This is a genomic window from Acuticoccus sp. (assembly GCF_965213555.1).
Taxonomy (GTDB): Bacteria; Pseudomonadota; Alphaproteobacteria; order Rhizobiales; family Amorphaceae; genus Acuticoccus.
In genome coordinates this window covers 1,314,969-1,334,362 of record NZ_OZ243890.1, presented here as the reverse complement: position 1 = coordinate 1,334,362, position 19,394 = coordinate 1,314,969, and the positions used below count along the sequence as shown (strand labels likewise).

The 19,394-nt window shown below is 71.0% G+C and carries 18 protein-coding genes and 1 pseudogene; 9 read left to right on the top strand and 10 right to left on the bottom strand.

The window, feature by feature from the left end:
• Positions 1–2 precede the first annotated feature (2 nt).
• Genes ACOOE8_RS06505 through ACOOE8_RS06490 form a run of 4 tightly spaced genes read right to left on the bottom strand, consistent with a single transcriptional unit; the run spans position 3 to position 4,556 of the window.
• The gene (locus tag ACOOE8_RS06505) at positions 3–1,034 is read right to left on the bottom strand and encodes an ABC transporter ATP-binding protein (protein ID WP_420394028.1); all 1,032 of its coding nucleotides are present in this window, start codon (positions 1,032–1,034) and stop codon (positions 3–5) included.
• Positions 1,031–1,945, bottom strand: coding sequence for an ABC transporter permease (locus tag ACOOE8_RS06500; protein ID WP_420394027.1), 915 nt, complete (start codon positions 1,943–1,945; stop codon positions 1,031–1,033). Before ACOOE8_RS06500 ends, ACOOE8_RS06505 begins: the two co-directional genes overlap by 4 nt.
• Positions 1,946–1,948: 3 nt before the next feature.
• Complete coding sequence (locus ACOOE8_RS06495) at positions 1,949–2,902, bottom strand: ABC transporter permease (protein ID WP_420394026.1); 954 nt, start codon at positions 2,900–2,902, stop codon at positions 1,949–1,951.
• A gap of 31 nt (positions 2,903–2,933) precedes the next feature.
• Positions 2,934–4,556 carry an ABC transporter substrate-binding protein gene (locus ACOOE8_RS06490; RefSeq protein ID WP_420394025.1) on the bottom strand — a complete coding sequence of 541 codons (1,623 nt, stop codon included), beginning with the start codon at positions 4,554–4,556 and terminating at the stop codon, positions 2,934–2,936.
• A 474-nt stretch (positions 4,557–5,030) separates the two neighbouring features.
• On the opposite strand from ACOOE8_RS06490, the gene ACOOE8_RS06485 reads away from it, so the two are divergent.
• The 3 genes from ACOOE8_RS06485 to ACOOE8_RS06475 all read left to right on the top strand — a co-directional run bounded on the left by ACOOE8_RS06485 (position 5,031) and on the right by ACOOE8_RS06475 (position 7,663).
• The gene (locus tag ACOOE8_RS06485) at positions 5,031–5,930 is read left to right on the top strand and encodes an EamA family transporter (protein WP_420394024.1); all 900 of its coding nucleotides are present in this window, start codon (positions 5,031–5,033) and stop codon (positions 5,928–5,930) included.
• A 107-nt stretch (positions 5,931–6,037) separates the two neighbouring features.
• Positions 6,038–6,664 carry a glutathione S-transferase family protein gene (locus ACOOE8_RS06480; protein ID WP_420394023.1) on the top strand — a complete coding sequence of 209 codons (627 nt, stop codon included), beginning with the start codon at positions 6,038–6,040 and terminating at the stop codon, positions 6,662–6,664.
• 42 nt (positions 6,665–6,706) lie between these two features.
• Positions 6,707–7,663, top strand: coding sequence for a hydroxymethylglutaryl-CoA lyase (locus ACOOE8_RS06475; protein ID WP_420394022.1), 957 nt, complete (start codon positions 6,707–6,709; stop codon positions 7,661–7,663).
• On the opposite strand, the gene ACOOE8_RS06470 is transcribed toward ACOOE8_RS06475, so the two are convergent.
• Positions 7,660–8,712, bottom strand: a complete 1,053-nt coding sequence (locus ACOOE8_RS06470) for an isocitrate/isopropylmalate family dehydrogenase (RefSeq protein ID WP_420394021.1) — start codon at positions 8,710–8,712, stop codon at positions 7,660–7,662. The genes ACOOE8_RS06475 and ACOOE8_RS06470 overlap by 4 nt on opposite strands.
• Positions 8,713–8,825: 113 nt before the next feature.
• Here ACOOE8_RS06470 and ACOOE8_RS06465 point away from each other — a divergent pair, with 113 nt between their 5' ends.
• Positions 8,826–10,190 carry an MmgE/PrpD family protein gene (locus tag ACOOE8_RS06465; protein WP_420394020.1) on the top strand — a complete coding sequence of 455 codons (1,365 nt, stop codon included), beginning with the start codon at positions 8,826–8,828 and terminating at the stop codon, positions 10,188–10,190.
• A gap of 95 nt (positions 10,191–10,285) precedes the next feature.
• Here ACOOE8_RS06465 and ACOOE8_RS06460 read toward each other — a convergent pair whose 3' ends face one another.
• The 3 genes from ACOOE8_RS06460 to ACOOE8_RS06450 all read right to left on the bottom strand — a co-directional run bounded on the left by ACOOE8_RS06460 (position 10,286) and on the right by ACOOE8_RS06450 (position 13,291).
• Positions 10,286–11,785: a tripartite tricarboxylate transporter permease gene (locus ACOOE8_RS06460; RefSeq protein ID WP_420394019.1), complete on the bottom strand. Its 1,500-nt coding sequence runs from the start codon at positions 11,783–11,785 to the stop codon at positions 10,286–10,288.
• A gap of 21 nt (positions 11,786–11,806) precedes the next feature.
• Positions 11,807–12,259, bottom strand: a complete 453-nt coding sequence (locus tag ACOOE8_RS06455; protein WP_420394018.1) for a tripartite tricarboxylate transporter TctB family protein — start codon at positions 12,257–12,259, stop codon at positions 11,807–11,809.
• Between the two features lie 105 nt (positions 12,260–12,364).
• Positions 12,365–13,291: an alpha/beta fold hydrolase gene (locus ACOOE8_RS06450; RefSeq protein WP_420394017.1), complete on the bottom strand. Its 927-nt coding sequence runs from the start codon at positions 13,289–13,291 to the stop codon at positions 12,365–12,367.
• 172 nt (positions 13,292–13,463) lie between these two features.
• On the opposite strand from ACOOE8_RS06450, the gene ACOOE8_RS06445 reads away from it, so the two are divergent.
• The 4 genes from ACOOE8_RS06445 (at position 13,464) to ACOOE8_RS06430 (ending at position 17,056) form a co-directional block, all read left to right on the top strand.
• A complete protein-coding gene (locus ACOOE8_RS06445; protein ID WP_420394016.1) occupies positions 13,464–14,432 on the top strand; it encodes a tripartite tricarboxylate transporter substrate binding protein in 969 nt (322 codons plus the stop codon).
• A 25-nt stretch (positions 14,433–14,457) separates the two neighbouring features.
• A complete protein-coding gene (locus ACOOE8_RS06440; RefSeq protein ID WP_420394015.1) occupies positions 14,458–15,237 on the top strand; it encodes an enoyl-CoA hydratase/isomerase family protein in 780 nt (259 codons plus the stop codon).
• The gene (locus ACOOE8_RS06435) at positions 15,234–16,412 is read left to right on the top strand and encodes a CaiB/BaiF CoA transferase family protein (RefSeq protein WP_420394014.1); all 1,179 of its coding nucleotides are present in this window, start codon (positions 15,234–15,236) and stop codon (positions 16,410–16,412) included. Before ACOOE8_RS06440 ends, ACOOE8_RS06435 begins: the two co-directional genes overlap by 4 nt.
• A 182-nt stretch (positions 16,413–16,594) precedes the next feature.
• Complete coding sequence (locus ACOOE8_RS06430) at positions 16,595–17,056, top strand: Ig-like domain-containing protein (RefSeq protein ID WP_420394013.1); 462 nt, start codon at positions 16,595–16,597, stop codon at positions 17,054–17,056.
• Between the two features lie 556 nt (positions 17,057–17,612).
• On the opposite strand, the gene ACOOE8_RS06425 is transcribed toward ACOOE8_RS06430, so the two are convergent.
• Positions 17,613–17,900 (bottom strand): hypothetical protein, encoded by a 288-nt coding sequence (locus ACOOE8_RS06425; RefSeq protein WP_420394012.1) that lies wholly within the window; start codon positions 17,898–17,900, stop codon positions 17,613–17,615.
• Positions 17,901–18,198: 298 nt separating this feature from the next.
• On the opposite strand from ACOOE8_RS06425, the pseudogene ACOOE8_RS06420 reads away from it, so the two are divergent.
• Positions 18,199–18,243, top strand: a pseudogene (locus ACOOE8_RS06420) (hypothetical protein); the annotation flags it as partial.
• 336 nt (positions 18,244–18,579) lie between these two features.
• Here the strand turns inward: ACOOE8_RS06420 and lexA are convergent.
• On the bottom strand, positions 18,580–19,299 hold the full coding sequence (gene lexA, locus ACOOE8_RS06415) for a transcriptional repressor LexA (protein ID WP_420394011.1): 720 nt from the start codon (positions 19,297–19,299) through the stop codon (positions 18,580–18,582).
• Between the last annotated feature and the right edge of the window lie 95 nt (positions 19,300–19,394).

Genomic DNA, 19,394 nt, shown 5'->3' with positions numbered 1-19,394 from the left:
CGTCACCTCGTCGGGCTGCGGCTGTGGGAGGAGTTCGGCTGGTTCATGAGGCAGGCGTCGAGGTGCCCCGCGTCGCCCAGGAGGGCCGGTGACTCCGTGGCGCAAACGTCCTCGACGAAGGCGCAGCGGGTGCGAAAGCGGCAGCCCGACGGCGGGTCCACGGGGTTGGGCGGGTCGCCGGCCAGCGGTGCCTCGGTGGTGCGCACGTCCGGGTCATGGGTCGGCATCGCACCGAGGAGGGCGCGCGTGTAGGGATGGCGCGGGTCGGCGAACACGTCCTCCACGGGTCCCACCTCGGCGACGCGGCCGAGGTACATGACGAGCACGCGGTCGGCGACGTAGCGCACGACGTTGAGGTCGTGGCTGATGAACACGTAGGTAAGGCCAAAGTCCGCCTTGAGCTCGACCAGCAGGTTGAGCACCTGCGCCTCCACCGACTTGTCGAGCGCGCTCGTCGGCTCGTCGAACACCACGAGGCGCGGCTCGAGCGCGAGCGCCCGGGCAATGTTCACGCGCTGGCGTTGCCCGCCGGAGAGCTCGTGCGGGTAGCGATTGGCGAAGCGGTCGGGGTCGAGCCCGCAGCGGGCGAGGAGGTCGCGCGCCCGTGCCCTTGCCTCGGAGCGCGGCGTGCCGTGGACGACCGGGCCGAAGGCGATGGTGTCCGCCACCGTGAGCCGCGGGTTGAGCGATGCGTAGGAGTCCTGGAAGACCATCTGGACGTCGCGCCGCACCGACTTCCAGGGCAGCGCGCGCGTGTCGACGAGCTCGCCGTCGAGGATCAACCGCCCGCCCGTCCGCGGCACGAGGCCCAGCATGAGCCGAGCCGCCGTCGACTTGCCGCAGCCGCTCTCCCCCACGATGGCGAGGGTCTCCCCCTTCGCCACCTCGAAGCTGACGCCGTCCACCGCGCGGACACGGCGTCCGCCACGCAGCGGGAAGTGCTTGACGAGGTCCTCCACGATGAGGAGCGGCTGGCGCGGCCCGCCGACGTCCCGCGGCGGCGTGGCGCCGTCGTGGCGGGTCGCGATGCTCATTGCGCCTTCACGTCCATGGCCTGGCGCAGCCCGTCGCTGAACAGGTTGAACGCGAGGGAGGTGGCGAAGATCATCACCCCGGGAAGCGCCGCGACCCAGGGGCTGACGTAGATCGACTGGCGCAGCGTGTTCAGCATCAACCCCCACTCGGGCTCCGGCGGCACCACGCCGAGCCCGAGGAACGAGAGCCCCGACGCGAGGATGATGCTCACCGAGATGAGCCCCGTCGCGTAGATGAAGATCGGGCCGAGGACGTTGGGCAGCACGTGGACGCGGATGACGGTGACCGTGCCGGCGCCGCTGGCGCGCGCCGCCTCCACGTAGTCCGCGGTCCTCACCTGCGTCGTCACGCTCTCCGCCACCCTGACGAGCGGGGGCGTGAAGACGACGGTGAGCGAGACGATGGCGTTGAGCAGGCCCGCCCCCAGGGCGCCGGAGATCGCGATGGCCAGAAGGACCGAGGGGAAGGCGTAGAACACGTCCACCACGCGCATGATGGTCATGTTGAGCGCGCCGCCCACGTAACCCGCCAAGAGGCCGAGCGCGCCGCCGATGATCAGCGCGTTGACCACCGGCAGGATGCCCATGAAGAGCGACAGCCTGCCGCCGTGCAGCAGGCGCGAGAGCATGTCGCGGCCGAGCTCGTCCGCGCCGAGGGGATACCCCGGCGTTCCGATCGGCTTCAGCCGGTCCATCATCGACGTGTCGTAGGGATCGGCGGGCGAGATCCATGGCGCGAGGATCGCGCTCAGCACGATGGCGACGAGGACGGTGAGGCAGCCCATGGTCGTCCTGTCGCGGCGCACCCGCCGCAGGACGCTCGCCCAATATCCCCGTGCTGCGGTGACAGGGGCCGGCTCGTCCGCGGCGAGCGGCGCGGGGCGGATGGCGGGTTGCGCGACGTCGGCCATCGGTCAGCCCCTTCGCATGCGCGGGTCGAGGAGGACCTGCGCGAGGTCGACGACGAGGTTGAGCGCGACGAAGAAGAGCGCGAGCACCAGGATCGTGCTCTGCAGGAGCGGGATGTCCCGCTTGAAGATCGCGTCGTTGAGCAGGAAGCCCGTGCCGGGCCAGGCGAACACGGTCTCGACGAGGATCGAGCCTCCCAGGAGGTAGCCGAGCTGCAACCCCATCACGGCGAGCGCGGTCGCGGCGACGTTGCCGACCACGTGCATCATGACGCCGGGTGTGCGCAGTCCCCTGGCGCGCAGGCCCTGGATGAACTCCTGGCTCAGCACCTCCGCGACGGCAGCCCGGATGGTCCGCGCGATGATGCCCATGGGGATCACCGAGAGCGTGACCACGGGCAGGACAAGGTGGCGCAGGTGCTCCACGTCCCAGGCCCACCCGCTCGATCCGCCGGGTCCCATCCCCATCGCGGGCAAGGTGTTGAGCTCGACGGCGAAGATGATCACGAGCACGATGCCGAGCCAGTAGTGCGGGACCGACACGCCGGTCACCGCGATGGCGGTCACCACCTTGTCGATCCAGCTCCCCTGGAAGGCCCCGGCGATGCCGCCGAGGACGGCGCCGAGCGTGAAGCCGAGGAGCGTCGCGCCGACGGCGAGGATCAGCGTATTGACCACCGCGGTGCCGATCTGCGGCGCGATGGGTCGACCCGTGGCGACCGAGACGCCGAGGTCGCCGGTGAGGACGTTGCCGACCCAGTAGGCGTACTGGACCGGCAACGGCCGGTCGAATCCGTACTGCGCCTTGAGCCGCTCCACCGCCTCCGCCGGAGCATCCGGCGAGACCACCGCGTTGAGCGGGTCGCCGGGCGCCAGGTGGACGAGCGCGAAGACGAGGACGGTGACACCGAACACGATCGGCAGGACGTAGAGCACGCGTCGCACGACGTAGTTCAGCACACCGGCCTCCCCGGGCTACCGAGCCCGTGCCTCACTCCGCGATCGTCACGGGCGTCAGGTCCTGGAACCAGTTCCGGGCCTGGACGAAGCCCTCCACCTTGGGCGCGATGGCGCGCGGGGCGACGTCGTGCACGACCCACAGGAAGGCGGCGTCGTCCACAAGCTTGGTGTGGAGCCGGGCGAGCGTCTCGTCCCGCTCCGCGTCGGTGGCGCTCTCCTGGGCCTCTTTCAGCAGGGCATCGACCTCCGGATCGACGAAGTAGCCCCAGTTGACCCCGTTCGGCGCGTGAAGGTCCGACTTGACCAACCTGGTGAACGCCGAGAACGGGTCCTGCGTCGTGTAGCTGACGTTGATGGCGTCGCCGCCCAGGCTCGCCTCATCCTTGGCGCCGGCGCGCCAGCGATCGAGCAGCGACTGCCACTCCATCACCTCGAAGTCGACGTTGATGCCGACGTCGGCAAGGTTCTGCTGGATGTACTCGTTCATGGGGAGCGGCATCATCTGCCCCGATCCCGACGCCGAGATCAGGATCTTGGCCTCGACCGGGTTGTCCGGCCCGTGGCCCGCCTCGGCGAGCAGCTCCTTCGCGCGCTCCGGGTCGAAGCTGATGTCGAAGCTCGGCGCGCCGAACCACGGATCGCTCTCGCTTACGTGGCCCTTGGCCGCCACCGCGTAGCCGCCGAGGAGCGCGAGGATGCCCTCGCGGTCGATGGCAAGGTTCGCCGCCTTGCGCACGTTGATGTCGTTCCAGGGCGAGCCCTCGACGCGTGACAGGTGGTACGGCCAGATGTGCGGGTACTGGTTGGAGACGACCTCGAACCCAGCGCCCTCGATGCGGGGGATGGCGTCGGGCGAGGGGGCCTCGATCCAGTCCACCTGACCCGAAAGGAGAGCCGCGGTGCGGGCCGTCGGCTCCGGGATCGGCAGGAGGACGAGGCGGTCCACCTCGGGGACACGCTCCTCGTCCCAGTACTCGGTGTTCGGCACCAGGACGGCGCGCTCGCGCGGCACGAGCTCCTCAAGCTTCCAGGGCCCGGTCCCCGAGGGATCGTCGGCGAACGCCTCCCAGCTTCCGCCGAGCGCCTCCCAGTGCGCCGGGCTCGCCATCAGGATGTAGGAGACTTGGAACGGGAAGAAGCTGTCGGGCTCGTGCGTGGTGAACTCCACCGTCATGTCGTCCACCTTGCGGTAGGACGCGACGGAAGGCACGCGGAAGGCGACCAGGGACACCTGACGCGGATCGTACTGCGGCGCGTCCTCGTTGAGGATCTTGTCGTAGTTCCAGATCACGGCATCGGCGTTGAACGGCGACCCGTCGTGGAAGGTCACGTCCTCTCGCAGCTCCATCGTCCACTTGGTGGCGTCCTCGGGGTCGACGGTCCACGAGGTCGCGAGCCCGGGCATCAGCTTGGAAGGCGCGTCGGCCTGCGAAAGGTCCCAGTTGATGAGCGAGTCGTAGAGCGTATAGCCCATGAACCGGAAGCCCTCGAAGCCGTTGTCCGGCTGACCGACGGTGAGGGGAATGTCCGCCGCCGTCATGCCGACGCGCAGCTCGGTCTGGTCCTGGGCGAGGGCGGGCGTCGGCGCGTCGACCCACGCGATGGCGGTGATGGCGGCACCGATCGTGCCGTGGAGAAGGCCCTTTGTCAGCATCGTCGTCCCCGTTCGGAAAGCGTCTGATCCGAGGAGCGTCGTTGCAAGGGGTGTGCCAGTGGCAAGGGCCGGTCCCTCTGAGGTCCTCAATCCTTCCTCGGCCGGTCCATCTGGCGGCCGAGCCAACGCACGATGTCGGGGAAGGCGACGGGGAGCGCGGGCGTCAGCGTCGCCGACGAAGAACCCCAGTCGCGGCCGGAGAAGGACGCTAGGGTGGGGGCTCTCCGCTGCGTTCTACGCCCGTCCGTCAGGGGGTAGCGCCGACGGTTGGGCTGCCGTGCCAAGGCATCCGTCCCTCTAGCTGCAGCTCGCGGGACGCCACTTCGACGAGGCGCTCGTCCTGAAGGTCGGGCGTGCCTTCGCGACGCTCACCCCCTGGCGCCAGCGCCGGCCGAAGCTTAAGCCGGCGGCACGCGTGCATGCCTCAGCCTGATCCGGCACGGCACGCGCTGCCGGACCGAGGGCCTCGACGTCGTGACCGACTGGCTGTGGGTGATCTTCACCCTCGTCGCCGCCGCCTCGCAGACGGCGCGCAACTCCATGCAGAAGGAGCTGACGTCGACGATCGGCACGGTGGCGGCCACGCAGGCGCGCTTCCTGTTCGGGCTGCCGTTCGCGGTCCTCTTCCTCGCGGTGAGCTCGGCGGTCCTCGGCGCACCGCCTAGCATCCTCGCCGCCGACACGCTGGCCTTCACGTTCGCCGGCGGCCTCACCCAGGTGTTCGCGACGGCCATGATGCTGGCCGCCATGCGCACGCGCAGCTTCGTCGTCACCATCACCTACACGAAGATCGAGCCGGTGATCGTGCTCCTGTTCGCGCTGGTGTTCCTGTCCGAGCTGCCGACACCGGCGGCGATCCTGGGCGTCATCATCACGACGGTCGGCGTCCTCGTCATGTCGTGGCCGCGCGGGGCGACGCGGGCCGAGGGCTGGCTGCTCACGACGGCGCTCGGCCTCGGCGCCGGCGCGTTGTTCGCCGCCTCGGCGGTGTTCTACCGCGGCGGCATCCTGTCCCTGCCGGACGGCCCGTTCGTGCTCAATGCGACGGCGACCCTCGTCACCGCCCTCGCGTTCCAGAGCGTCGCGGTCACGCTCTACCTCGCGATCTTCGACCGTCCGGCGCTGGTCGCGCTCCTGCGTGCCTGGCGACGCTCGCTGCCGGCGGGCTTCTTCGGCGCGCTCGCCTCCCAGTTCTGGTTCCTCGCCTTCGCGATCCAGAGCGCATCCCTCGTGCGGGCGCTGGCGCTGGTGGAAATCCTGTTCGCCCAGGCCATCTCGCGACGGCTCTTCCAGCAGACGACGAGCGGGCGCGAGCTCTTCGGCATCGTCCTCATCGTCGCCGGCGTCCTCGTCCTCCTCCTCGCCGGGACCTGACGGGCACGACCGGCGCCTCAGTGCGTCGGATGGAACGGAGCGGTGGGGGGCCGCGGTTCCCCGTCAGGCGGTCGGCGAGCCGACCGGCGACAGCAAGGACCGAACCGATGCCGACGCTCTACACCATGCCGGGGACCTGCTCCCTCGCGCCCAACATCGCGGTCGCGTGGCTCGACGCCCCGATCACCGTCAACAACATGGCCTACGGCGACCACAAGAAGGACGAATACCTGGCGATCAACGCGAAGGGTAAGGTCCCCGCAATGCGCTTTGAGGACGGCGACGTCCTCACCGAGGCCGCCGCGATCCTCGCCTACATCGGCGCCGAGCACGGCGGCGCAGGCTATGCGCGCGACACGGCGCTCGGCCGCAAGGAGGCCGAGGCGCTGTCCTACATGACAAGCGAGGTGCACGCCGACTTCGGGCCGCACTTCGCCGCCGCCGCGTTCGCCGACGGTGAGGCGGCGCAGGAGGCTGTGAAGGCCAAGGCGTACGAGAAGATCGGCGAGCACTACCGCTACATGGAAGGCATCCTTCAGGCGAACGGCGGGACGTGGTACCTCGGGCAGAAGAGCTTCGCCGACGCGTACCTCTATGTGCTGACACGCTGGGCCGAGCAGACGCCGGTCAACCTGTCCGACACACCTGCGCTCGCCGACCACCGGGCGAGGATGGAGGCGGACGATGGCGTGGGGCTGGCGTTGCGGCGGCAGGACATGGAGCCCGTCGGCTGACGCTGCGCGTCGCTCCAGCGCGACCCAACGGGGAGAGCTGCCATGACGGACGTTCCGACGCAGGTGCGGATCAACGAGGAAGGGCCGCGCGAGGGCTTCCAGTTCGAGCGCGGACCGATCGCCACCGACGCCAAGATCGCGCTGGTCGACGCCCTGTCCAAGACCGGCCTCCGCCAGATCCAGGTGTGCTCGTTCGTGAACCCCGAGCGCGTGCCCGGCATGGCCGACGCCGACGCGGTGGCGACGGGCTTCGCGCGGCACGAGGGCGTCGCCTACACCGCGCTGTGGCTGAACGAGCGGGGCTTCGAGCGGGCGCTCGCGGTGGGCACGCTCGACCTTGCTGGTTCGATTTCCATGGGCGCGTCCGAGGCGTTCATGTGGCGCAACCAGAACCGCGGGTTCGCCGAGAACACCGTGGTCCAGGACCGCATGGTGAAGCGCTACCTCGCCGCGGGGCTCAAGGTCGAGCGCGCGTCGATGATGGCGGCGTTCGGCTGCAACTTCGAGGGGGACGTGCCGGTCGCGCGGGTGCTCGACCTCGTCGAGGAGACCATGCGCATCGCCGCGGCGAACGGCGTCGCGATCAAGGTCTACTCGTTCGCCGACACCATGGCCTGGGCGACGCCCGACCGGGTGCGCCGCCTGGTCGGCGCGGTGCGCGAGCGCTGGCCGGAGCTTCAGGTCGCGCTGCACCTGCACGACACGCGCGGCATGGGGATCGCCAACGCCTACGCCGGGCTCGAGATGGGGGTCGCGATCTTCGACGCCTCCATCGCGGGGCTCGGCGGGTGCCCGTTCGCCGGGCACACGGCCGCGGCCGGCAACGTGTGCACCGAGGACCTCGCCTTCCTGTGCGCCGAGATGGGCATCGAGACGGGCCTCGACCTCGAGGCGCTGTCCGCCGCCGCGCGGCTCGCCGAGGAGGTCGTGGGGCACCCGCTCCCCGGCAGCGTGATGAAGGCAGGCTCGCTCGCAGCCCGGCGGCGCGAGCTCGCCTAACCGGCGACGCGGCGGGCCACGGCCTCGGCGAAGCCTTGGGTCGTGCCCAGTCCGCCGACGTCCGGCGTGCGCACCATGGGGTCGGCGAGCGCGTCCGTGACCGCCGCCTCCACCGCGTGCGCAGCCTCGCCGAGCGCGCCGTCGCCGCGCCGCTCGCCGAGCCAGGCAAGGAGCAGCGCCGCGGACAGGATGAGCGCCGCGGGGTTCGCGATGCCTCGTCCCGCGATGTCGGGCGCCGCGCCGTGCACCGCCTGCGCCACGGCGTGCGACTCGGACGCGTTGAGCCCGGGCGCGAGCCCGAGCCCGCCGGCGAGCTCGCCGGCGAGGTCGGACAGGATGTCGCCGAACATGTTGGTCGTCACGACGACGTCGAAGCGCGCGGGGTCGCGCACCAGGAGCGCCGCCATCGCGTCGACGATCACCTCGTCGAGCTCCACCCGCGGGTGCTCGGCGGCGACCTCGCGCACCGAGCGCAGGAACAGGCCGTCGGTGAGGGAAAGGACGTTCGCCTTGTGGACGGCGGTGACGCGCCCACGCCGACGCTCGGCCGCGGCGAAGGCGGCGCGGGCGATCCTGAGGCTCGCGGCGCGGGTGATCTTGCGCACGGCGAGCGCCACGTCCGGCGTCGGCGCGAACTCGCCGGTGCCGGCCGCCATGAAGCGCGCCGCGTAGAAGCCCTCGGTGTTCTCGCGGTAGATGACGAGGTCGAACGCTCGCGCGGCCTCCGGCAGCCGCGGCCGCGCCGGGCGGATGTTGGCGAAGAGGTCGAGGGTCTGCCGCGTCTTGCCGGACGGGCTCGGCTGCCCCGCGGGGTACGCGTAACCGTCCACCGGGCCGAGGATCACGCCGTCCGCGGCGGCGATGCGAGCCTCGGTCCCCTCCGGCCAGGACGAGCCCTGCGCCTCGATGGCCGCGCGGCCAACGGGCACCGCGTCGAAGGCGAGGCCGAGGCGGTGGCGCTCGTCCGCCGCACGCAACACGGTGAGCGTCGCCGCGACGACGTCCGGGCCGATCCCGTCGCCCTCCATGACGGCGAGGGTGACGCTCATTCGGGACGGCTGGGCATCGCACGCACGGCGGTTGGCATGTGCTAGGCTCTCGCACGCCCGGCGATCGGCCCGCAACGTGGTTTCTCGCCCGACGCTGCCGAACGGAGGCTCCCATGCCGCTCGCCGAACTCTCCCGCGCCGTCGCCGACCTTCGCGAGCGGCCGCTCCCCCCGTCGACGGTCCACCACGCCAAGCGCGCCGTCATCGACTGGTTCGCCGCGCTCTATCCCGGCTCGGTCCAGGACCCGTGCCCGATGTTGCGCCGCGCCCTCGCCGAGGAGCTGGGCCACGGCCGCGCGGCGGTCTACCCGGACGGTACCGATGCGCCGGTGCGCACGGCAGCCTTCCTCAACGGTGCCGCCTCGCACACGGCAGAGTTCGACGACATCCACCGCGACAGCGCCGTCCATCCGGGCTGCGCGACCATCGCCGCTGCGCTCGCCGTCGCCCAGCGCGAGGGGGCCGACGGCGACACCTTCCTGCGCGCGGTGGTCGCCGGATACGAGGTGTCGGCCCGCATCGGCCTCGCCATGGGACGCGAGCACTACGCGCTGTGGCATGCGACGGCGACCATGGCGACCTTCGGGGCGAGCGCCGCGAGCTGCCTCGTCCTCGGCCTCGACGCGACGCGCACCGCCCATGCCCTGGCCAACGCGGCGACCATGGCGGCGGGGCTTCAGCAGGCGTTCCGTGGTGAGGGCATGGCAAAGCCCATCCACGCCGGCCACGCCGCGGAGGCCGGCGTCACCAGCGCGCTCGCCGCCGCCGAGGGCGTCACCGGCGCGCTCGACGTGCTCGATGGCCCCGTCGGCATGGGCGTCGCGATGAGCGGCAACGCGGACTGGTCACGCGCCACCGCGGGGCTTGGGGAGCGCTTCCTCATCGAGGAGATCACGTTCAAGAACCACGGATGTTGCGGGCACACCTTCGCCGCCATCGACGGTGCGCTCGCGCTGCAGGGAGAGTACGGCTTCGCCGCCGAGGACGTCGAGCGGGTGGAGGTCGGCACCTACAAGCCGGCGGTGGACATCTGCGCCCGCTCCGATCCCCACACGCCGCAGGAGGCGAAGTTCTCGCTCTCCTACGTCGTCGCCCACGCCCTGGTGCACGGCTCGGTGCGCCTCGCCGCCTTCGAGCCGGCGCGCATCGCTGACCCCACCGTGCGCGACCTCATGGGCAGGGTGTCGGTCGCCGTCGACGAGGCGCTCGACGCGCGCTTCCCCGGCCAGCGTGCCGCGCGGGTGCGCATCACGGCCGGCGGCACGGTGCACGAGCTGCTGCAGCCGACGCGCAAGGGCGACCCTGACATGCAGCTGACGGACGAAGAGGTGTCCGACAAGTTCCGCGAGCTCGCCGGGAGCGTCCTCGCCGCGGCCGACGCCGAGGCGCTCCTCGCCGCGCTCTGGGGCCTGGAGCGCCGCAAGTCCCTCGACCTGCCGGGCACACGGCCCGCCGAGCGCGCCACCGCGCGGGGCTAGAGCGGTTTGGGGTTAGGTGGAACCACCAAACCCCAAACCGCTCTTAATCAGGGAGCTAGAGCATCTTGTCTGGGTCTGAGAAGACCCAGGATGCTCTAGGCGGGCGCCGCGCGGCGCCTGGACAGCGCGTCGCGCACCAGGGGGAAGGCGAGGACGAGGACGGTGAGCACCGCGATGGTGAGCGAGATCGGCCGCGTCACGAACATCGTCCAGTCGTTCTGCCCGATGAGCAGCGCGAGGCGCATGTTCTCCTCCGCCATCGGCCCGAGGATGAGGCCGAGCACGGCCGGCGCGAGCGGGAAGTCGAGCCGCTCCATGGCGTAGCCCACGAGGCCGAAGCCGAGCATCATCCAGAGGTCGAACATCGAGTTGTTGATGGAGTAGACGCCGACCGCCGTCAGCCCCGCTATGAGGGAGACGAGGAGGACGCGCGGCAGCCGCAGGACGTGGATGAAGATGCGCGTGCCGATGATCCCGCCGATCAACAACAGGAGGAGCGAGGTCAGGAACATCTGGATCATGAAGCCGTAGACGATGTCGGCGTGGTCGCGGAACAGCGCCGGGCCCGGCTGCAGGCCGTGGATGAGGAGGCCGCCGAGGATGACCGCGGCCACCGAGCTCCCCGGGACGCCGAGCGTCAAAGCGGGGACCAGCGCGGCGGAGTTGTCCGCGTTGTTGCCGCACTCGCCGGCGGCGACGCCCTCCGGGTTGCCCTTGCCGAAGCTGTCCGGATCGCGCGAGGCGCGCTTCGTCTCGTTGTAGGACAGGAACGCGGCGATGTTGCCGCCGGCGCCGGGCAGCAGCCCGACGAACACGCCGATCACCGACGAGCGGACCCAGGTGCGCCACAGGCGGCGCCAATCGTCGAACATCCCGTGGGTCGCGCCCACGGCCAGCTTAGCGCGGTCGATGCCGGTCATGACGGCCTCCTCGGCCATCGCGAGCGCCGGCGGCACCGCGTAGAGCCCGGTGAGGAGCACGACGATGTGGAAGCCGTCGTGGAGCTCCAGCATGCCCAAGGTGAAGCGTTCGGCGCCGGTGATGGTGTCGATCCCCACCGTGCCGATGAGGAGGCCGATGCAGGCCGACAGGATGCCCTTCACCGGGTTCTTACCCACGAAGACCGCGATCGCCGACAGCCCGAACATCCCAACCCAGAAGTACTCCGCCGGCCCGAACGCCAGCGTCACCCGCGCGAGCGGCGGCGCCAGCGTCATCAGCACGATGGCGCTCACCATGCCGCCCAGCGCGGACGACACGACGGCGATCTGCAGCGCGCGGCCCGCCTCGCCGCGCTCGGCCATGGGGTAGCCGTCGAAGGTCGTCACGATGGAGGCGGGCGTCCCGGGGATGCGCAAAAGGACGGCGGGGATCGCGCCGCCGTACATCGCGCCGTTGTAGATGCCGGCCATCATGCCGAGGCCGACCATGGGGTCGAGCCCGAAGGTGAGGGGGATGAGGACGGCGATCCCCATGGTCGCCGACAGCCCGGGCAGCGCACCGATGGCGATGCCGAGGGCGACGCCGCCCACCATCGCCAGCGCGTTCGTCGGGGCAAAGACGAGGGGGAGCGCGTTGATGAGGCCCTCGAACATGGGATCAACCCATCCGGCGCGTCATGCGAGGAGCCCCTTGGGCAGCGGCCGCTCGAAGATCCAAACGAAGACGAACCACACGAAGGCGACGAACAGCACCGTGGAAAGGCCGAGCGTTACGCCGTCGCGGAAGCCGAGCGCCAGGGACAGGGCGACGACGAGGACGACCGTCGCGCTGAAGTAGCCGAGGACGTCGATCCCGGCGAGGTAGAGCGCCAGCGCGACGACCGTCAGCGCGAAGCGGCCGGCGTTGCGGAAGAACGGCTCGCCGAGCGTGGGGTCTGAGGCCGCCGCGGGAGCTCCGCCGAGGCGGACCGTGCGCAGGAACATGAGGACGGCGCCGATCGCCATCACCACGGCGATCATGCGTGGGAAGAGCAGCGACTTGAACGGCAGCCCACCGGCGGCAACGAACACCGCCACCGCCAGGGCGAGGAGGAGCAGCGCCGCGATGCGGTCCTTGGCGTAGGTCACGCGGGCTGCGTGCGGCTGGATGCCGGCATGACGTTCCCTCCTGCGAGCCGGCGCCTTTGGCCGGGCTTCGTCGTTGTGCGAAGCCTAGCCGACCGCTCCGCCGGCCTACAAGGGTGGGTCTGCGCGCGCGGGCGCCGGCGCGCCGAGCTCTTCCAGGATGAGCTGCGCCACGTCGTCGGGCGCCTCGTAGGGCGCCCAGTGCCCGATCCCCGGCAGCACGTGCTGCCGGGCGCCGGGGGCAAGCGAGGCGATCAACGCCTCACGCTCGTCGTGCTGCGGAGCGACGACGTCCCGCTCGCCGTAGATCGCGACGACGCGTGCGGCGACGTTCGGCAACGCGTCGCGCAGCGCCGTGGTGCGCGAGGCGAGGCGGCTCGGCGTGCGCGCCCGCGGCACGTTCGTCGCCTGGATGCGGACCGCGAGGCGGTCGATGTTGGCGGGGTCGGCAATCATCAGCGCAGCGAGGTTTGCCCTGTGCACCGCTTCGAGCGACGCCGCGTCGACGCCGCGCACCTTGTGCAGCGGCGGACGTTCGGCGATGGCGAGCCCGAGGCCCGGAGCACCGATGAGGACGAGGTGGGAGACCCGCTCGCCGAGGCGCGCTGCGATGCGCGAGGCGACGACGGCGCCGAACGAGAATCCGCCGATGGCGAGCGGCGCCGTGTCACCGACGATCTGCAGCAGCCCCTCCTCGACCGGCTGCGAAACCGCGTCGGCCAGCCCGACGCCCTCGTCGGGCATGGTCGGCGGATCGGCCGAACCCCCGAAGCCCGGGAGGTCCGGAAGGAGGAGCCGGCGATGCGCCGCGAGCGCAGGGATCATGGGCAGGAAGTGCAGCCAGGACCCGTGACCGCCATGAAACAGGGCAAGCGGCGGACCGTCGCCGAAGGCGTGCCAGAGCATCGTGCCCTCGCTGCACGGGGTCATGAAGCGCTCGGCGGCCCCCTCGAACGCGCCGAGGACGTCGGCCGGGTCGTGGTCGTCTTTCGCAGCGAGGAGGGCTGCCGCATGCATCATCGCGTCGTCGTTCATCCGTCCGTCGGTCCCCGTTCGCACCCCGTCGCGTAGCCGCTGGCGCGACGGCGCGAAAGCCTCCTCGGTTGTCATCGGCCGTGCAGCCACCGTAAGCTCGAGCGACGCCGCCAACGACGGCGCGCCGGCTCGCCGGCTCAAGGGCGCGCGCCAGCGCCCGAAGGGAGGACGCATGCACCACAAGATCGGCTCGACCATCGCGCTCGCCGCGGCCTCGACGCTCGCCTCGTTCGGCGCGGCGCTCGCGGACTATCCGGAACGCGACATCACGGTGATCGTCGGCTACTCGGCCGGCGGCGGCACCGACGTCATGGCGCGCACGATGGCGCCGTTCCTCGAGAAGTACCTCGGCAACTCGGTCTCGGTGACGGTGGAGAACCGGCCCGGCGCCGGAGGGGAGCTCGGCTTCACCGCGATCGCGACCGCCGAGCCGGACGGCTACACCATCGGGATGCTGAACATCCCCTCGTTCATCAACCCGATCATCCAGCGCGAGCCCGACTACACGATCGACAGCTTCGCGCCGATCGGCAACGTCGTGTCGGACCCCACCTCGCTCATCGTGCGCGCCGACTCCGAGTTCGAGACGCTCGACGACTTCATCGCCTACGTTGAGGAGAACCCAGGCGCGATGCCGGTGAGCAACTCCTCGCTCGGCGGTGCCACGCACACCTCGTTCCTACGCTTCCTCAACATGGCCGACCTCGAGGTCACCCACGTGCCGTTCCCCGGCGCCGCGCCGAACCGCACCGCGCTCCTCGGTGGGCACGTGGCGGCGAGCGTCATGGGCATCGGCGAGGCGGCGCCGTACGTGCGCGAGGGCCAGCTGCGCATCCTCGGCACCATGAGCGCGGAGCGCTGGGATGGGCTGCCCGACGTGCCGACCTTCACGGAGCTCGGCTATCCCGTGGTGTCCGGGTCGGACCGTGGCATGGCCGCGCCCGCCGGCATCCCGGAGGACGCGCAGGAGACGCTCACCGACGCCGTGGCGAGGATGATGGAGGACCCGGAGTTCCTCGAGGCGGCGAAGGACCAGGAGCTGCCGCTCAACTACATGCCGCCCGACGACTACAAGGCGCACATGCTGGAGACGAAGCAGGAGATGCAGGCGATCTGGGACAAGTCGCCTTGGGTCCAGTAGACGCCTCGGGGAGCGTGCGGCGGGGATGAACGGCGAGGCCGTCCTTACGAGCGTGGCGGACGGCGTCGCGACGGTGACGCTGAACCGTCCCGACAAGCGCAACGCCGTCGACGACGCGACCCGCGGCGCGCTGATCGACGCGTTGGAGGGGGTCGGCGCCGACGAGGCGGTCCGCGCGGTGGTGCTCACCGGCGCGGGCCCCGCGTTCTGCGCCGGCGGCGACATCGCCGGGATGCGCGCACGCCTCGACGCGCCGCAGGGCCGCGTCGGCTTCAACGGGTGGCGCCGGCAGAAGCGCACGCACCGCCTCATCGCGACCGTGCACGGGCTCGACAAGCCGGTCGTCGCCGCGGTGAACGGGCCGGCCTCGGGCCTCGGCTGCGACCTCGCCCTTGCGTGCGACTTCGTGATGGTGGGCCCTCACGCGACCTTCGCCATGGCGTACCTGCGGCGCGGGCTGATCCCGGACGGCGGTGGGCTCTACTTCCTGCCACGCCGCGTCGGCCTCGCGCGCGCCAAGGAGCTGATCTACTCGGCCCGGACCATCGACGCCGCGGAGGCGCTCGCCATCGGCCTCGCCGACCGCCATGCGGACGACGTGGTCCCCGCCGCGCAAGGTTGGGCCGCTGAGCTGTCGAGGGGCTCGCCCATCGCGCTCGCCCTCGCCAAGTCGATCCTCAACCGCGCCCTCGACCTCACCGCCGAGGAGGTGTTCGCCCTCGGCTCGGAGGCGCAGGCGATCTGCTACGCGACGGACGAGCACCGGGACGCGGTGCGCGCGTTCCTCGACAAGTCGGCGCGGTGAGCGACGCCTACAAGGGTCTCTTCGTCCTTGAACTCGCCCAGGGCGTCGCCGCGCCCTACTGCGGGATGCTCCTCGCCCAGCACGGCGCCGACGTCCTCAAGATCGAGCCGATGGGCGGCGATTGGAGCCGTGGCCTCGGCCGGCGGGAGGGGGACTTCTCGGCCGAGGCCATCGCGCTGAACCGCGGCAAGCGCAGCCTTGCGCTGGACCTCAAGTCCGCGGCCGGTCGCGAGGCGGCGCAGCGCCTCGCCCGCCGCGCCGACGTGCTGGTCGAGAACTATCGGCCCGGCGTCACCGGGCGGCTCGGCCTCGACCGTGCGAGCGTCGCCTCGGTCAACCCGTCGGTGATCTACGCCACCGTGACGGGCTTCGGCGAGACGGGTCCGTACCGCGACCGGCCAGCGACGGACACGGTGATGCAGGGGTTCACCGGCTTCATGGCGATCAACCGGGATCGCGAGGGCGTCCCGCAACGCGTCGGCATCCTCGCCATCGACATGGCGACGGGGCTCTACCTTTCCCAGGCCGTGGGTGCGGCGCTCTACCGCCGGGCGGTGACGGGTGAGGGTGCCCACGTCACGACGAGCCTCCTCGAGTGCGCCATGGCGTTGCAGGAGTCGCGCCTCGTCGCCCAGGTGCGCGACGGCGCTGCCGTGGCGCCGGTGGGCGCGCCCGTCGGTACGTTCCGCACCGCTGACGGCTACCTCAGCCTGAACGCACGACGCGACGCGCACTTTGCGGCGCTGTGCCGGGTCCTCGACGGTCCGCCGTGGGCGGGCGACCCACGCTTCGCGGGGGAGTCGGCGCGGCTGTCCCACGCCGCGGAGCTCAACGCCCTCGTCGCCCCGCTCATCGAGGCGCGCCCGACGCGCCACTGGCAGGACGTCCTCACCGAGGCGGACATCCTGAACGCGCCGGTCAACACCTACGACGACCTCTTCGACGATCCTCAGGTGCGCTCCGTCGAGGCGATCGGTTGGCAGGAGCTGCCCGGCCTCGGACGGCTGCCGGCGACCCGGCTGCCGGCGCTGCCGCCGCCGTCGGCGCGCCCGTTGGAGCGTGCGACGCCGCCGCGGGTGGGCGAGGGGGGACGCGCTTCGCTCCTCGCCGCGGGCTTCGCACCGAGCGAGGTCGACGCGCTCTTCGCAAGCGGAGCCGCAGCCGCGGGCGATTAGCCGCGACCGCTAGGGCGCACGGCGGGCGGCTGCCTCACCTGTCAGAAAGGTGGAAGCAACCTTCGCGTGCGTGTCACCGAGCGCACCTACCCACGGCCGTATGGTCGGCTGAGCGGCGTCTGGGTGGACACGCACGGCATCCCGACGAACAACGACGAGCCCATCGCTGCGGCGTCGACAGCGTGTTCGAACGCGTGGATGCCGCCTTCGCGGACGCGCAGATCGCGTCCATCGTCAACTGGGCGCCGATCAACACCGGGCAACCGGGACCTGCAGAACCTCGACGAGGCGGTGCCGGCGACTCGGTCGCGCCGACCATCCTCGACCACCTCGGCATCGGCTTCGACCGCGGTGGCTTCGAGAGCGGCTCGGTGCTGGAGGGTGGCGGCGATCCGTTGCCCCCGGTCGTTGCCGACTTCCTCACGCCCACCGACGAGGCGCAGTTCGTCCCCGTAGGCACCGACCTCGTCATCGAGTTCAGCGAGGCCATCCAGCTCGGAACGGGGACGATCGCCGTCCGTGAGGCGGCCGGAGGCATGCTCGTCCAGAGCGTCGACGTCGCGTCGGCCAACGTCGCCGTCGACGGCAGCACGCTCACCGTCGACCTGCCCGAAGACCTCGCGCGAGGCAGAGCTACTACGTGACCATCGACGCGGGCGCCTTGACTGACCTGCCGAGCGTCACTTGAGAGGCGAACGCGTTCAGCGGCATCGCCGATCCGGGGACCCTCAACTTCCGGACCGAGGAAGCCCTGAGCCTCACCGAGGTGTTCGCGGAGGAGTGGGAGGGCCTCGCCAGCGCGCTCGTGCCGTACGTGAGCTCGACCGAGTCGGGTGGCGACGGCACGGACTGGACCGAGGTTCCCCGGAGGGCTGGACGTTCGAGAACCAGGTCCCCGAGGGGGGGCGGCTCAGTCCGTCGAAGTCCTCCGCCAGGAGGGTGACGCAGTGGTCCCCGCCAATCTTCACCAGCGAGACCGCGATGTTGTCCACCGCCCACCACCAGTCGTTGCCGGCCTGGGGCATGTCGAAGATCATTTGCATGCCGCTCGCACCGGCCGGGCGGTCGACGTCGAGGAGGGATCGCCCCGTTGGTCGCGTCCGGCTTGAAGTCCGGGCTCGCGGGATCGGATGACCAGCGCAACGCCTCCTGGAGCTCGCCACCGTCGAACGCGACCAGGAGGCCGGCCTCCTGTGTGTCCTAGGGACGCCAGGATGAGTCGAACTGGATGCGGATCTTCTCGCCCGGCGTGCCGGCGGGTTCGATGGTCGGACTGACGAGCGCGGCGTCGTACTGATCGGGGTCGATGTCGAGGCCGTCGTCGTCCTGGTCCGGGTCGGCGACGGCGACGACGTTGGTGGCGCTGGTGAACTCGTCGCGTCGCTGGTCGCCGGCGCTCGCGGTCCACGACGCGACGTCGAGGAAGGTCCAGCCGAAGTACTCTTCTCCAACGTTTCCCGTCGCCGATCCCGACGAGTACGACGACATCGGCGACGTCGACCCTGACGAGTTCGACGCGGCGCTCACGACGCCCGCCATCGACCTCACCGGCGTCGCCACCGGGACAGTGCGGGTTGCGTTCGACAACTCGTCGGCCGGAGGACGCGCAGGTGGCCCGCCTCACCTTTGTCCTACGACGGCGGCGACCCCATCGAGGTGCTGCTCCTCCTCGAGCTCGGCAACCCCGACGGCGCGTCGAGCGCCGCGCTGAACTTCGAGGTCGTCAGCCACAACGGCCGGTGGTGGGCCATTGACAACCTAAAGGTCACCGACGTGGCAGGCGCCGCTGTTCGGCGGCGACGGGCGCGTTCGGCTCTTCGGCGGCGCCGGCGACGACCTGTTGTCGGGCGGCAGCGGCGCGGACGTTTTCTCGTTCACGGGCATGTCCGGCCAGGACACCGTGGCGGACTGGGACGGAGAGAGGGACGCGTTGGCCTATGCCGACGGGCAGCTCCAGGACCTGACGATCAGCCCGACCGCGGACGGCCTCCTGTTCCGCGTGGCGTCCGAGGGGACCGAAGCAGCGTCCTCCTCCTCGGTGCGACGTCCTTCGACGTCGACGACATCGCCTTCGCCTGAACGGCCCCCCGGAATCCGTGGCGCTGGGCTTCCCAGCGCCACCGGTCCAGCGAGGGAGCCGCGCCGGCCGTGGGTTGGTGCGGCCCCGTCAGTACTGCCGCAGGAGCGCGGTGAGGCGGCCCTGGATCCGCACCCGGTCGGCGCCGAAGATGCGCGTCTCGAACTGAGGGTTCGCCGCCTCCAGCGCGATCGTGTTCCCGCGCTTGCGGATGCGCTTCAGCGTCGCCTCCTCGTCATCGATCAACGCGACGACGATCTCGCCGGTCTCCGCTCGGTCGGTCCGGCGGACGATGACCGTGTCGCCGTCGTGGATGCCCGCGTCGACCATCGAGTCGCCGCGGACCTCCAGGGCGAAGTGCTCGCCGGGACCCAGCATGTCCGCCGGCAGGTGGACCGTGGGTCCCTTCTGCTGGATCGCCTCGATCGGGACGCCGGCGGCGATGCGGCCCATCAGCGGCACGTCGACGACGTCGGTCGCCGCGCTCACCGGGCGCAATGGCGGCCGCTTCAGGCCGACCGGCTCGCGCGAGCCCTCGATCACCGACGGCAGGAAGCCCCGCTGCCGCGGCGGAGCGGGCTCCGAGCGCGACAGGCTCTCAGGCAGACGCAGGACCTCCAACGCCCTCGCCCGGTTGGGCAGGCGGCGGATGAACCCGCGCTCCTCCAGCGCCGTAATGAGCCGGTGGATGCCTGACTTCGACTTGAGGTCCAAAGCATCCTTCATCTCCTCGAACGAAGGCGGCACGCTGGTCGCGCTCATCCTCTCATGTATGAACATGAGGAGATCGTACTGCTTCTTGGTCAGCATGGCGCGTGGGGTCCTATCCCGGGCACAGCCGGCTTTGGTGCGCGAATCACTTCATCGTGTTGGTACACGTTCATCGTGTGTTCTACAACCCCGTT